The organism is Pseudomonas sp. NPDC089569, from assembly GCF_050280625.1.
Taxonomy (GTDB): Bacteria; Pseudomonadota; Gammaproteobacteria; order Pseudomonadales; family Pseudomonadaceae; genus Aquipseudomonas.
In genome coordinates this window covers 1-13,667 of sequence record NZ_JBNNVQ010000050.1, presented here as the reverse complement: position 1 = coordinate 13,667, position 13,667 = coordinate 1, and the positions used below count along the sequence as shown (strand labels likewise).

Genomic DNA, 13,667 nt, shown 5'->3' with positions numbered 1-13,667 from the left:
GTGATGCCATGAACGACAAGCGCCCTGCCTGCGTGGCGCCTGCCCCCGCAACGCCCGCACCTGCTGCCAGCCAGACCTACAGCTACAGCGACCTTGAATGCTGCGAATCGGCCAGTGCTGCATTGGCCGAGGAAGTGGCGCTGGCGATCTCCTATAACGGCATCAGCCAGGCCGTGATGCTGGTCACGCCGACGGACCTCGAAGATTTCATCGTTGGCTTCAGCCTCGGCAGCGGCATCATCCAGGACGCCACTGACATCTATGACCTGCAACTCAGTGGTTCAGGCTCGGCGCAATACGCGCAAGTGACCATCGCCAACCGCGCATTCTGGAACCTCAAGCAGCAGCGTCGGCAGCTGGCGGGCACCAGCGGTTGCGGGCTCTGCGGCGTGGAAGCGGTCGAGCAGGCGCTGCCGGAACTCAAGGTATTGCCCGGCGCCCCATTGCCTCCCCTCGAATGGCTCGACGGCCTGCGCCAACGCATCGGCCAATTCCAGCCACTGGGCCAGCACTGCGGTGCCGTGCATGCGGCGGTGTTCATGAACGACCAGGGCGAACTGTTGCTGGGCCGTGAAGATATCGGTCGGCACAACGCCCTCGACAAGCTGATCGGCGGACTGATCCGTCGCAATATCCCGATCACCGGCGGCCTGGCGATTGTCACCAGCCGCTGCAGCCTCGAACTGATTCAGAAAGTGTTGCGCGCCGGCATTCAGACGCTGGTCAGCCTGTCCTCGCCCACAGGCCTGGCCGTGCAATGGGCTCGTCGCCACAACCTCAACCTCATCCATTTGCCACAGAAGAGCGCGCCTCGGGTCTACAGCCCGGCGCTGGAGAAACAAGCGTGAGTCAACACCGCCAAGCCGACCAGACCCCCGTTCCTCGCTACAAGCCCTATAAAGGCCCGGCCGGTGGCTGGGGCGCGCTGATCAGCGTCGCCCAGGCCTGGTTGACCAGCGACAACGCGCTGAAGAACCTGCGCATGATGCTCAAGACCAACAAGAACGGCGGCTTCGACTGCCCCGGTTGTGCCTGGGGCGACTCGCTGGAGGGCGGCATGGTGGCGTTCTGCGAGAACGGCGCCAAAGCGGTGAACTGGGAAGCGACCAAGCGCCGTGTCGATGGCAAATTCTTCGCCAGGCACAGCGTCACCTCGTTGCTGGAGCAGAGCGACTACTGGCTCGAGTATCAGGGCCGCCTGACCGAGCCCTTGAGCTACGACGCGCAAACCGATCGCTACCAGCCGATCAGTTGGGACGATGCGTTCGCCCTGATCGCCAAACACTTGAACGGCTTGTCGAGCCCGGATCAAGCCGAGTTCTACACCTCGGGACGCGCCAGCAACGAAGCGGCCTTTCTCTACCAGCTGTTCGTGCGCGCCTATGGCACCAACAACTTTCCGGATTGCTCGAACATGTGCCACGAGGCCAGCGGTGTGGCGTTGTCGCAAAGTGTTGGCGTCGGCAAGGGCACGGTGACCTTCGATGACTTCGAGCACGCCGATGCGATTTTCGTCTGGGGCCAGAACCCCGGCACCAACCACCCACGCATGCTCGAACCGCTGCGTGAAGCGGTCAAACGCGGCGCGCAGGTGGTGTGCATCAACCCGCTGAAGGAACGTGGCCTGGAACGCTTCCAGCACCCGCAGCACCCGATCGAAATGCTGACCAACGGCGACAGGCCGACCAACACCGCCTACTTCCGCCCGGCACTGGGCGGTGACATGGCGATCATGCGCGGCATGGCCAAATTCCTGCTGCAATGGGAGCGCGAGGCGCAGAAGGCAGGCGCCCCGGCCGTGTTCGATCACGAATTCCTCAACGAGCACAGCGTCAACGTGCTGGAGTACCTGGCCGTCATCGACGACACCTCCTGGGAGCAGATCGTCGAGCAGTCGGGCCTGAGCCTGGTCGAGATCGAGCAAGCCGCACGCATGTACCTCAAGGGCAAGAACGTCATCATGTGCTGGGCGATGGGGATCACCCAGCATCGCCATTCGGTGGCGACGATCCAGGAAATCGCCAACCTGATGCTGCTGCGCGGCAATATCGGCCGCCCTGGCGCAGGCCTGTGCCCCGTGCGTGGCCACAGTAACGTGCAGGGCGACCGGACCATGGGCATCAACGAACGCCCGCCAGCGGCGTTCCTGGATGCGCTGGAACGTCGCTTCCAGTTCAAGGTGCCCCGCGAAAACGGCCACAACGTGGTCGAGGCGATCCATGCCATGGCCGAAGGCCGGGCAAAAGTGTTCGTCGCCCTTGGCGGCAACTTCGCCCAGGCCACCCCTGACAGCCCACGGACCTTCCAGGCCCTGAGCAATTGCGACCTGACCGTGCAGATCAGCACCAAGCTCAACCGCAGCCATCTGGTTCACGGCAAGGAAGCGCTGATTCTGCCGTGCCTGGGCCGGACCGACATCGACCTGCAGGCCGAAGGCCCCCAGGCGATAACCGTCGAAGACTCGTTCAGCATGGTCCATGCCTCCAACGGTCAATTGCAGCCGCTGTCGAATCAGATGCGTTCCGAGCCTGCAATCCTCGCCGGCATCGCCGCAGCAACACTGGGCAACCACCCGGTGAACTGGAACTGGCTGGTGGCCGACTACAGGCGCATCCGCGACCTGATCGCCGAGACCATTCCCAACTTCCAGGACTTCAACGAGAAGCTCAAGAACCCGGGAGGTTTCTACCTCGGCAATGCCGCTGGCGCGCGCAAGTGGAACACCGCTTCAGGCCGGGCCAACTTCAAACCCAACAGCCTGCCCAAGGATCTGATTCACGACCGCACCCGCGCCACGGGCGTTTTGCCGGATCTGATCCTGCAATCGATGCGCTCCCACGATCAGTACAACACCACCATCTATGGCCTCAATGACCGCTATCGCGGCGTGAAGGGGCAACGCGACGTGTTGTTCGTCAACGAGGCCGACATCATTCGCCTGGGCTTCAAGCCGGGGCAAAAGGCCGATATCGTTTCGCTGTGGGATGATGGCGTCGAGCGTCGGGTCAAAGGGTTCACCCTGCTCGCCTTCGACATCCCTGCCGGCCAAGCGGCCGCGTACTACCCGGAAGTGAACCCGCTGGTGCCGCTGGAAAGCACGGGCGATGGCAGCCACACGCCGACGTCGAAGTTCGTGGCGATCCGCCTGGAAGCGGCGAGCGAGTCCGGTTTGATTCTGGCGAAGTCGGCATAACGCGGCGACGGGGTCTGGCCTCTTCGCGGGCAAGCCTCGCTCCTACGGTTGTATGTCGTTCACGAAATAGGTGCACGACACACAACCGTAGGAGCGAGGCTTGCCCGCGAAAGCGATTTAATATCAATCCCGATACTTCGCGTTGATCCAACCCTTTCAAGCGCCCACAAAAAAGGCCGTTTTTTGATAAAAACGGCCTTTGCGAAGTAGCTAAAGACCGGCGAAAAAACGTTAAGTTCCGCCCATAAAACAGCAACTTATAGAAATGTGCGCAAGTCGTGTTACTCGTCGGATTTCGATTGTCACACCTCTGACACAGCCTCAGGATCGCGCCGTCATCCCCCTGAGGTTCCCCCATGAAGTTCTCCTCGATTCTCTTGTTGTCCCTTGGCCTGGTCAGTGGCATTGCGTCTGCTGGCGGCACCACTGAAGCAGGTGTAGGTGGCGCATTGGGCGGGGTTTTGGGCTCGGTCGTCGGTCAGTCGATCGGCGGCAGTACAGGATCCACCATCGGTGCGGCCATTGGCGGCGCAGGTGGTAGCGCAGTCGGCGCAAACAAACACAGCCGTGGCGAAGCGGCCATTGGCGGTGCGCTGGGCGCGGCAGGCGGTAACGTGGTCGGCCGCAGCATGGGCGGCACCACGGGCAGCCTTATCGGTGCTGCCGCAGGTGGTGGCGTCGGTGGCGCGCTGGGTAACCACATGGGCAAGGAGTACGATGATGAAGACGGCGACCGTCGCTCCTACCGTGACCATGATGATCGTCGCTACTGGCACGATCGCCATCCGGGCCGCGGCCATGCCTATGGCCATCGCAAGCACCACCACAGGTACTACCGCGACTAAGGCCTCGAGCGCCTCGCCGGTGAGTACAGCAAAAATCGCAGCCCAAGGGCTGCGATTTTTTTGCTTTATCCAACCACCAGACGCTCCAGCGCTCCACGCAACCCGGCAGGAATCGCCACCGGTTGATTCGACGCGCGATCGACAAACACATGCACGAAGCGCCCTGCCGCGCAGGCTTCCTCTTCCCCCTGCTTGAACACTGCCAGCTCATACTGCACTGAACTGTTGCCCAGCTTGCCCACCCGCAGGCCGATCTCGATCCGGTCCGGGAACGCGATGGAAGCAAAGTAATCGCACGCCGAACTCACCACGAAGCCGACCAACTCGCCATCATGGATATCCAGGCCACCGACCTCGATCAGGTAGGTGTTCACCGCCGTGTCGAAAAAGCTGTAGTAGGTGACATTGTTGACGTGGCCATAGGCGTCGTTGTCATGCCAGCGCGTGGTGATGGGCTGGAAGTGTGGATAGTCGGTGCGTTGAGTCGTCATCTTCGATTCCTGAGTGGGTTCACCTGTCCAAGGTGAAAGCGGAGTGTACCCATCGCGAGCAGGCTCGCTCCCACATTGGAACTCGGCCAGGCTCAAAAATCTGCCATCACCGCAGGCCCTTGTGGGAGCGAGCCTGCTCGCGATAGCGCCCTCACAGGCGCAACATCAATCACTGGTCAGCAAACCCCTTCCCTGCCGCCGCCAACTCACCCACCAGCCGTGCCGGGCTCCAGTGATCCCCCTGGCGGGTCTCCAGCGCCATCAGACGCTGATGGATGTCGGTCAGCCCTTGCTGGTCGGCCCAGGCCATGGGCCCGCCCTTATCCGCCGGAAAACCGTAGCCGTTGAGGTACACCAGATCGATGTCATGGGCCGACCCGGCGATGCCTTCCTGAAGAATCTTTGCGCCTTCGTTGACCAGTGCCAGCAAGCAGCGCTCCAGAATCTCTTCCGGGCCTATTTCACGACGGTGGAAACCCAGGCCCTCGCTGACCTGCAGCACCAGCGCATCGACCTGCGGATCATGTTCGGCCTGACGGCTGCCCGGCTCATAGTGGTAATAACCATTGCCGCTCTTCTGGCCAAAACGCCCCAATTCGCACAGGCGGTTATCCACCTGGACTTGCGGTGCATCCTGGCCTTTCCCGGACAGCTGGCGCGCCCGCCATTGCAGGTCGACACCCACCACGTCGAACATGCGAAACGGCCCCATGGCAAAACCGAAGCCTTGCAGCGCTGCATCCACTTGGTAAGGGTAGGCGCCCTCCAGCAGCATTTTGCGCGCCTCCAGTACGTAGGTATTGAGCATGCGATTGCCGATGAAACCGTCGCAGTTACCCGCCACGACACTGACCTTGCCCATACGCTTGCCCAGCACCAGCGCAGCTTCGATCACCGCCGACGAGGTCTGCGCGCCGCGAACGATTTCCAGCAATTTCATGATGTGCGCCGGGCTGAAGAAATGCAGGCCCAGCACCTGCTGCGGACGGCGCGTGACCGCCGCGATGGCGTCGATGTCCAGCGCCGAGGTATTGCTGGCCAGAATGGCTTCGGGTTTGAGCAGCCCATCCAGGTCGCGAAAGATGCTCTGCTTGAGCTCCAGGTTTTCGTAAACGGCTTCTATCACCAGGTCGACATCGCGGATGGCTGCATAATCGGCCGCCGCCGAAACACGGGCGATGCGAGCGTCCGCTTCAGCCTGATCAATGCGTTCTTGCCGCACGCTGTGGGCGTAGGTGTCGGCCACGGCTGCCAATGCTTGCTCCAGCATCTGCGGGTTGTTATCCACCCACTGAACCGCCACGCCGGCGTTGGCCAGGCACATGACAATGCCGCGCCCCATGGTTCCCGCGCCGATCACGGCTGCGCGCTGAATGTTGAACGGTGCCTGGCTCATGTTGTTTTCCTTGTTGGCGATCCGAAGACAACCCCCACCATAGTCAGCCGCTGCACTTTTTTGAAATTTATTCCTGTGATGAGCAGCATTCAGCAGATGGATGTGCGTCCCAACCCGCGGGGATTTCCGTGGGAGCGAGCCGGCTCCAACAAGGGACAACTTTCATTCAGTCAAATGCGCTTCTACCCACTCCAGCACCTCGGCATAGGGATAACCTTCCAGCGCCGCAAACCCGGAAATTGATCGTGCCTTGAGTTTGGTGAACAACGGCACGCTGATCCCGCTTAGAAACCGCGTCACCCGCTCAGCCGACGGGATGTTGTCCGTGTGCTGCTCGTGCCTGTGGATAAAATCACCGCACAAGGCTTCGAATTTTTTATCCACAAGTGCCGGTAATGCCGGTGGCTCGGGCAGCCGCGCCACTTGCCCATGACACACCGAGCAGTGCCCGCACTGACGGGGTGCATTGTCGTCGCCGAAATACTCGGCCAGGCGATAGCCCAGGCATCGGTCGGTGGCGAACAGGTCGAGCATGGCGTGGATTCGCGCGATCTCGGTTTGCTCATGCCGAACGAAATACGCATGCAATTGCTCGCTCAGTGACCGGGAATCGAAGTCTGTTTGCAGCAGACTGTAGACCTCGGTCATCTGCTTGCTTTCAAGCTCGATCCAACCCTTTTCCTGAAAATAGTCCAGCGCCTTGACCACCCGGTTGCGCTCAGCCTGATGCTGCTCATACAGCGCCTCGAAACTCACCGTGACCCAGGTTCGCGCGCGGCTGGAGGTCTGGATGATCGCAGCGACGAAATCCCTGCGCTCGCCTTCGAAGCGGGCCAGTAGCGCCTCGGGTTCCAGCACGTATTTGAAGCGGTATTCGGCGTAGTAGGCGTAGCGCGGGGCGATGATTGAACGAAGCTCCAGTTGCACCAGCAACGTCTTGAGAGGGAGCTGGCGAATATTGCTCTGGTCCGCCAGCGGCCCCAACAAGAACTCCCACTGCCCTTCAGGCGCGCAGGCTTGCAGTTCGTCCAGTACGCGGCGGATACCCTCAAGTTCAGGCGTGTCGCCGTAGACGAAGTTCTCCAGCACGTTGAGGCTGTCGCGGTTGGCCAGCACCAGGCAATCGGACGCTTGCCCGTCGCGGCCGGCGCGACCGATTTCCTGGCTGTAGTTCTCAATGGATTTGGGCAGGTCGAAATGCACCACGTTGCGGATGTCGCTCTTGTCGATCCCCATGCCGAACGCGATAGTGGCGACGATGCAACCGGACTGCCCATCCATGAAACGCTTCTGGATACCGTCGCGCTGATCGTGGGGCAAACCGGCGTGATAGGCCTCGGCCTGAATACCGTTGCGGTTCAGGTGTTCGGCAATCTGCTCGGCGGTTTTCTGCAAGGTGACATAGACGATGCTCGGCTGCCCCGGACGCTGGCTCATCCATTCAACCAGACGCCGGCGCTTGTCCTGCCCGCGCACCGGCTCAACCCACAGATTGAGGTTGGGTCGATAGAAACCGGTGGTCACCACATCCTCGGCGGCAATGGCGAATCGGGCCTGCATGTCGGCGATCACCTTGGGCGTGGCGGTGGCCGTCAGCAGCAGGGCTTGAGGGATGTTGAATTGCCGTTGGTAATCCGGAAGCTTGAGGTAATCGGGGCGGAAATTATGCCCCCACTCGGAAATACAGTGCGCTTCGTCCACCACCAGTAAAGAAATCGGCACCTGCTGCAGGAAATGGCGGAAGCGCTCGTTCTTCAGACGCTCCACCGAGATCATCAAAATCTTCAATTCGCCAGACTTGGCGCGGGCCATTACATCGCTGGCGTCATCGCGGCTCTGGGCCGAATCAATACTGCCAGCCGCGATGCCATGGCGTTGCAGGAACGCCAATTGGTCCTGCATCAAGGCGAGCAAAGGCGAGACCACCAGCGTCAGGTGCGGCAGCAGGACCGCCGGCAACTGATAGCACAGGGACTTGCCGGAACCGGTCGGGAAAATCGCCGCCGCCGAACGCCCGGCCAATACCGCGCTGACCGCCGCTTCCTGCCCGGGACGAAACTGCGGATAACCGAAAACCTGTTCCAGGGTGTTGTGCATACGCTGTCACTCCATTGACCGCTGCGGTGAGCAAAGCCTAGCCGGCGATTGCAGCGAGTCGAGAAAAGGTCGGGGCAAAAAGGATACGGGATGATACAGCGGATGCCGCAGGGGCTTGAGGAATCAGGTGACTGACAGATTGCTTTCGCGAGCAGGCTCGCTCCCACACGGGACTTGTGAACGCCGCAGATTCATTGTGGGAGCGAGCCTGCTCGCGATGAACGATAACGCGGTGCACTGTGGATAAATCCGTCAGCAACGCCCTATCAAAGCTTCGGCACGGTCCTACAAAAGAAGACACCTTGTCGCCTATCGCCAATCAGTGACTCAAACCTATAGTCCGGACTGTCGCTGCCAAATCAGCGACTCGGGCTTGGTCACCTGAAAATGAGAGAAAACTTACGCAGGCGCTTGTATGCTGCCGACATCTTTTTGTCGGCACGCTTTATGGCGGCTGTGTTTGGGACGCTTCGGCGTGCCTGGGTTATCTCTCCCTGGTTTGACCAACCTGAACACAGTCCGCCTCCAATCGCTTGGTCACGATGGTGGCGGTTAATCGACAATTAAAAGAGAAAATACCAATGAACAAATGGACTCCGCTCTCCAGCGAGCGCTACCTCCCGCTCCATACCAACCTCACCGACTCGCCGCCCCTGATCATCGACACACAAGCCAACCCGCAAGACATCCTCGAAGCCGCCCTCCAGCGCATCCGAGCCTCCAGCGAATTGCTCAGAACCCTGCACTGCCAAAGCTTCCAGGACGGCGACGTCGAAGACATCCCGCATATCACCCACGCGCTTTACTTGCTGACTCAGGACGGCTGTGACTTGCTCAAAGTCGCGCAGCAGCGCTTGCTCAACTGGAAAGCGCCGGTCTGATATCGACGCTATTTCGTTGCTTCTGCGAAGGGCGATTCGTCAAGCCAACATTCCTAAAAGTAAGTCAATGACGTACATTTGCTATGATTTTTATTGAAACCTCAGCCTTTACCCGCAGGGCCAAAGATCTGATAGATGACGAAGCCTATACATCTTTACAGAATGTACTGGTACGGAATCCATCAGCAGGCGATGTGATCGAAGATACTGGCGGGATTCGCAAAATTAGGATCGCGGCAAAAGGTCACGGCAAACGAGGCGGAGCACGAGTGATCTATTACCACTTCGTCTCAATGTCTCAGATAGTTTTATTGATGATTTACCCCAAGAATGGCCAGCAAGACCTGACTGTCGATGAGCGTAAGGCGTTGAAAGCTGCGATTGAGCACTGGAGATAGACATGAGCAAATTTTTTGACGAGTTGATGGAGAGTGTTCAAGAGATGAACGAAATTCTGCGAGGTGAGCGCCAGCCCTCTCGCGAATTCACTGTCCACGCACTGCAAGTCAAAGAAATCCGCAAGGCTACTGGTCTCACTCAAGCCAAGTTCGCAGCGTTGATTGATGTCCAGCTTGGCACTTTACGCAATTGGGAACAGGGCCGCCGTCAACCTACAGGGCCTGCCAAAGCCTTGCTAAAAGCAATTCATAATGACCCTGTCCATGTACTGAACGCGTTAGCTGAGTGAGCGATGCAGTTCTATTTCAGGACGTGACGCCAACAAAAAAGCCGCCCCGAAGGGCGGCTTTTTCATTGCATCAAACCAACACTTACAGCTTTGGACCCGCAGCCTTGATGGCGTCGCTCACGTCGAACTTCTTGAAGTTCTCGATGAACAGGCCGGCCAGTGCCTTGGCGGCTTCGTCGTAGGCGGCTTTGTCGGCCCAGGTGTTGCGTGGGTTCAGCAGGCCAGTCTCAACGCCCGGAACGGCCAGTGGCACGTCGAGGTTGATGGTGTCCAGGTGCTCGGTCTCGGCACCGATCAGAGCGCCGCTCTGAATCGCTGCGATCACGCCACGGGTGGTCGGGATGTTGAATCGCTTGCCAACACCGTAGCCGCCGCCGGTCCAGCCGGTGTTGACCAGGTAGACCTTGGAGCCGAAGCCGTTGATGCGCTTGATCAGCAGCTCAGCGTATTCGCCGGCCGGACGCGGGAAGAACGGCGCGCCGAAGCAGGTGGAGAAGGTCGACTTGATGCCGCCGCCCGAGCCCATTTCGGTCGAACCGACCAGTGCGGTGTAGCCGGACAGGAAGTGATAGGCCGCCTGTTCGTTGTTCAGGATCGAGACTGGCGGCAGTACGCCGGTCAGGTCGCAGGTCAGGAAGATCACAGCATTAGGCTCGCCGCCCAGGTTCGCTTCGGAACGCTTGGCAACGTGCTCCAGCGGGTAGGCCGCGCGGCTGTTCTGGGTCAGGCTGACATCGGCGTAGTCGGCGTGCTTGGCGTCGTCGATGACAACGTTTTCCAGTACCGCGCCGTGCTTGATGGCTTTCCAGATGACCGGCTCGTTCTTCTCGGACAGGTCGATGCACTTGGCGTAGCAGCCGCCTTCCATGTTGAAGACAACGCCTTCGCCCCAACCGTGCTCGTCGTCACCGATCAGGTAACGGCTTTCGTCGGCCGACAGGGTGGTCTTGCCAGTACCGGACAGACCGAAGAACAGGGTCACGTCGCCTGCTTCACCGATGTTGGCGGCGCAGTGCATTGGCAGCACGTCGGCGGCCGGCAGCAGGAAGTTCTGCACCGAGAACATGGCTTTCTTCATTTCACCGGCGTAGCGCATGCCGGCGATCAGCACCTTCTTCTGGGCGAAGTTGAGGATCACGCAGCCATCGGAGTTGGTGCCATCACGCTCTGGAACGCACTCGAAGTTGGCGACGTTGAGAATCTGCCACTCTTCACGGCCAGCAGGGTTGTACTGCTCAGGGGTGATGAACAGGCAGCGGCCGAACAGGTTCTGCCAGGCGGTCTGGGTGGTCATCTTCACGGCCAGGTAGTGATCGGCGGCCGCACCTACATGAACGTGGGAAACGAAATGCTCTTGCGCATTGTTGAAGGCTTCAACGCGAGCCCACAGGGCATCGAACTTGTCGGCCGGGAACTTGCGGTTGATCGGGCCCCAGGCAATGGCGGCCGAGGTGGTCGGCTCATCAACGATGAAACGATCGACTGGCGAGCGGCCGGTGCGATGACCGGTGCGAACGACCAGTGCGCCGGTATCGGCAAGCTCGCCTTCACCGCGGTTGAGGGCTTCTTTAACCAGATCATCAACACTCAGATCGGTGTACACGGCGTTATTGGCTTGCGTCATGAGGTTCCCCGTCGGCCAGTGGCCGAGTGCTCCAAACGTTTTGTAGTAGAAAGTCGTGCACTACTACCGCGAAAAAAGTGCGCCGGATTATGCCAGAAAAGCCCAAAAAGAGTAGGGCCCTCCCGTCGTAACGGCGTTATTCCGGCACTAACCAGTGAATTTACCTGCGCTGAACCGTTTTAGTGACGGGTATCTGACGGCGTGTCGACACCCGCACCGGCGAACAGTTGAGCAACGTCGGCAGCATCAAACAGGTATTGCTGATTGCAGAACTGACAGTCGATCTCGATGTTGCCACCGTGTTCAATCACCAATTGCTGCGCGTCTTCCATCCCCAGACTGACCAATGCATTGGCCGAACGCTCGCGAGAGCAGCTGCAGCGGAAACGCAGTTTCTGCACGTCGAACAAACGGATCTGCTCTTCGTGATAGAGACGATGGAGCACGGTCTCGTTGTCCAGGCTCAAAAGTTCATCGCTGGTCAGCGTGCTGCCCAGCGCAGTGAGGTGCTGCCAGCTGGCTGCGCGTTCTTCTTCATCCTTGAGGCGGTCGGCGGGCAATTGCTGCAGCAGCATGCCACGAGCGCGACGGCCATCGGCACAGAGTTTGATTCGAGTACCGATCTGCTGGGACATGACGAAGTAGTTGGTGAAGCAGTCGGACAAGTTTTCGCCGTCAAGATCGACGACACCTTGATAGCGCTGACCCCGGACAGGATCGATCGTCAATGTCAGCGAGCCGTCGGGCATCAGGTCGGCAAGCGTGGCGTCGGGAGCAATCCGGTCGGCCTCATAGCGGGCCAGACCACGAATGTCGCGCTCGCTGGAGCACTCGATCATCAGCAACGGAATCGGGCCTTCGGAGCGAGCCTGAAGGATCAGCAGCCCATCGAACTTCAATGTGCCAACCAACAGCGCCGCAGCCGCCATCAGTTCACCGAGCAGTTGCGCGACAGGCTCCGGATAGGCGTGCTTGGCCAGGACTTCAGCGTAACTGAGCTCCAGCGAGACCATCTCGCCTCGGGTGTCGCTGTCATCGAAGATGAAGCGTTGGGTGAAGTCGCTATCCGCTAGATCGGTCATAAGTCTGGGTATCTGAAATGAAAATTGGGAGTTCAACGCCTCTGACGCCGTAGGCCCTCTTTATGGCCCATGGGGTCGGATGCTGTAGGGATTTTCGACGAGCGGCTATTTATCAGCGCGCGGTGCCGTCGGGGAATCCCCCGATATGGTCATTCATTCGACCAATTGCAAGTCTTGCACAGGCAAAGGCCTGAATTGGGGCTACTCGTTACTGCTGCCGCGAAACTTGAACAGATCCCGCCGTTGCTTTTTGCTCGGTTTGCCATCGGTGCTGACACCCAACGCGCCAGCCTTGCGCTGGGCCGCAGCGTTTTCACGCTTGGCGATACTGTCTTCAGTCTCGGCGTACAGTGTCTGCGCTTCCGGCGCGCCACGGCGCACGATCGACAGCGCCTGAACCACAACCGTACGTTCATCGAAGCCAGTGCGGATCACAAACTCATCGCCCAGGCGTGGCTCCTTGCCTGGCTTGCAGCGCTCACCCCGGCAATGCACCTTGCCACTTTCAATCGCTGCCTTGGCCAAGGCACGCGTTTTGTAGAACCGTGCAGCCCACAACCACTTATCGAGACGGACTTTATCGTCCTCGTCGCTTTTTTGTGCCACGGGATTTCCTCGTTCTGAAATATTGGTGAACTGTACTACCGTTTCACTCGTGCCAAGAATTCCACCAACGCGCATTACAATGCCGACATTCCACAAGGTCCCGCCGGGGGTGGAAAACCGGGCCGTAGATATCTGTCGCCTTTTAATCATTATTCTGCGTGAATACCGCGAATTCGGTCACCTGAGACCATCGCGGTTTCCACCGGTTGAGCAATTTTGAAGACATTTGACCACTTGACCGTCATCGGTCTGCGCGAATGGGTGGCGCTCCCGGATCTGGGAGTCGCGGGCCTTCGGGCAAAAATCGACACCGGCGCCAGCACCTCCAGCCTGCATGCCACTGACATCGAGCTATTCGACCGGGACGGCGAACAGTGGGTGCGTTTTACCGCGCACCTGGGCACGGTGATACAACTGCGTCACCGTCGCTGCGAGGCACCGCTGGTGACGATGAAAACCATCAAAAGCTCAAACGGTCACGCACAGGTGCGATATGTGATCAGCACCACGCTGGCCCTGGGTGATCGGGTCTGGCGGGTCGAGTTCACCCTCGCGTGCCGCAAGTCCATGCGCTATCGCCTGCTACTCGGTTCCAAAGCCCTTTCTATATCGCCCAGCCGCCGCTGTACAAGGTCAAGAAAGGCAAGCAAGAGCAATACATCAAAGACATCCGGACGTTGCCGTCGAAAAAGGACTCAGGCTAACAAAATTGCATTGGTATGACGGCCAAGACCAGAGTGAGCCTTGGCTGGGGTTGAACTGCT

General features: G+C 59.5%; 12 protein-coding genes and 2 pseudogenes. 8 read left to right on the top strand and 6 right to left on the bottom strand.

The features are described 5' to 3' along the window. The first annotated feature begins 8 nt into the window (after positions 1-8). The 3 genes from fdhD to ACQKP2_RS19105 all read left to right on the top strand — a co-directional run bounded on the left by fdhD (position 9) and on the right by ACQKP2_RS19105 (position 4,038). Positions 9-848, top strand: a complete 840-nt coding sequence (gene fdhD / locus ACQKP2_RS19115; RefSeq protein WP_427578621.1) for a formate dehydrogenase accessory sulfurtransferase FdhD — start codon at positions 9-11, stop codon at positions 846-848. Next, positions 845-3,193, top strand: a complete 2,349-nt coding sequence (locus ACQKP2_RS19110; RefSeq protein ID WP_427578620.1) for an FdhF/YdeP family oxidoreductase — start codon at positions 845-847, stop codon at positions 3,191-3,193. The genes fdhD and ACQKP2_RS19110 overlap by 4 nt, the downstream gene beginning before the upstream one ends. A 356-nt stretch (positions 3,194-3,549) precedes the next feature. Then, on the top strand, positions 3,550-4,038 hold the full coding sequence (locus tag ACQKP2_RS19105; RefSeq protein ID WP_427578619.1) for a glycine zipper domain-containing protein: 489 nt from the start codon (positions 3,550-3,552) through the stop codon (positions 4,036-4,038). A 65-nt stretch (positions 4,039-4,103) separates the two neighbouring features. Here ACQKP2_RS19105 and ACQKP2_RS19100 read toward each other — a convergent pair whose 3' ends face one another. From ACQKP2_RS19100 to ACQKP2_RS19090, 3 genes are all read right to left on the bottom strand, one after another. Further along, positions 4,104-4,529, bottom strand: a complete 426-nt coding sequence (locus tag ACQKP2_RS19100; RefSeq protein WP_427578617.1) for an acyl-CoA thioesterase — start codon at positions 4,527-4,529, stop codon at positions 4,104-4,106. 169 nt (positions 4,530-4,698) lie between these two features. Beyond that, positions 4,699-5,925 (bottom strand): 3-hydroxyacyl-CoA dehydrogenase NAD-binding domain-containing protein, encoded by a 1,227-nt coding sequence (locus ACQKP2_RS19095; protein WP_427578616.1) that lies wholly within the window; start codon positions 5,923-5,925, stop codon positions 4,699-4,701. A 162-nt stretch (positions 5,926-6,087) separates the two neighbouring features. Then, on the bottom strand, positions 6,088-8,022 hold the full coding sequence (locus tag ACQKP2_RS19090) for a RecQ family ATP-dependent DNA helicase (protein WP_427578615.1): 1,935 nt from the start codon (positions 8,020-8,022) through the stop codon (positions 6,088-6,090). 581 nt (positions 8,023-8,603) lie between these two features. Here ACQKP2_RS19090 and ACQKP2_RS19085 point away from each other — a divergent pair. The 3 genes from ACQKP2_RS19085 (at position 8,604) to nadS (ending at position 9,591) form a co-directional block, all read left to right on the top strand. Then, complete coding sequence (locus tag ACQKP2_RS19085; protein WP_427578613.1) at positions 8,604-8,903, top strand: hypothetical protein; 300 nt, start codon at positions 8,604-8,606, stop codon at positions 8,901-8,903. A gap of 83 nt (positions 8,904-8,986) precedes the next feature. Continuing rightward, positions 8,987-9,301, top strand: coding sequence for a type II toxin-antitoxin system RelE/ParE family toxin (locus tag ACQKP2_RS19080; RefSeq protein ID WP_427578612.1), 315 nt, complete (start codon positions 8,987-8,989; stop codon positions 9,299-9,301). A gap of 2 nt (positions 9,302-9,303) precedes the next feature. Then, positions 9,304-9,591, top strand: a complete 288-nt coding sequence (gene nadS, locus ACQKP2_RS19075; protein WP_427578610.1) for a NadS family protein — start codon at positions 9,304-9,306, stop codon at positions 9,589-9,591. A gap of 82 nt (positions 9,592-9,673) precedes the next feature. On the opposite strand, the gene ACQKP2_RS19070 is transcribed toward nadS, so the two are convergent. The 3 genes from ACQKP2_RS19070 to ACQKP2_RS19060 form a co-directional block, all read right to left on the bottom strand. Then, positions 9,674-11,215, bottom strand: coding sequence for a phosphoenolpyruvate carboxykinase (locus ACQKP2_RS19070; protein ID WP_427578609.1), 1,542 nt, complete (start codon positions 11,213-11,215; stop codon positions 9,674-9,676). A 179-nt stretch (positions 11,216-11,394) separates the two neighbouring features. Further along, positions 11,395-12,297 carry an Hsp33 family molecular chaperone HslO gene (gene hslO, locus ACQKP2_RS19065; protein WP_427578608.1) on the bottom strand — a complete coding sequence of 301 codons (903 nt, stop codon included), beginning with the start codon at positions 12,295-12,297 and terminating at the stop codon, positions 11,395-11,397. A gap of 201 nt (positions 12,298-12,498) precedes the next feature. Further along, entirely contained in the window at positions 12,499-12,903 is a 405-nt protein-coding gene (locus ACQKP2_RS19060) for an RNA-binding S4 domain-containing protein (protein WP_427578607.1), read from the bottom strand. Between the two features lie 276 nt (positions 12,904-13,179). Between ACQKP2_RS19060 and ACQKP2_RS19055 the strand changes: the two are divergent. Then, positions 13,180-13,506 (top strand): annotated as a pseudogene (locus ACQKP2_RS19055) (ATP-dependent zinc protease family protein); the annotation flags it as partial. A gap of 2 nt (positions 13,507-13,508) precedes the next feature. After that, positions 13,509-13,571: pseudogene (locus ACQKP2_RS19050) on the top strand (hypothetical protein); the annotation flags it as partial. Between the last annotated feature and the right edge of the window lie 96 nt (positions 13,572-13,667).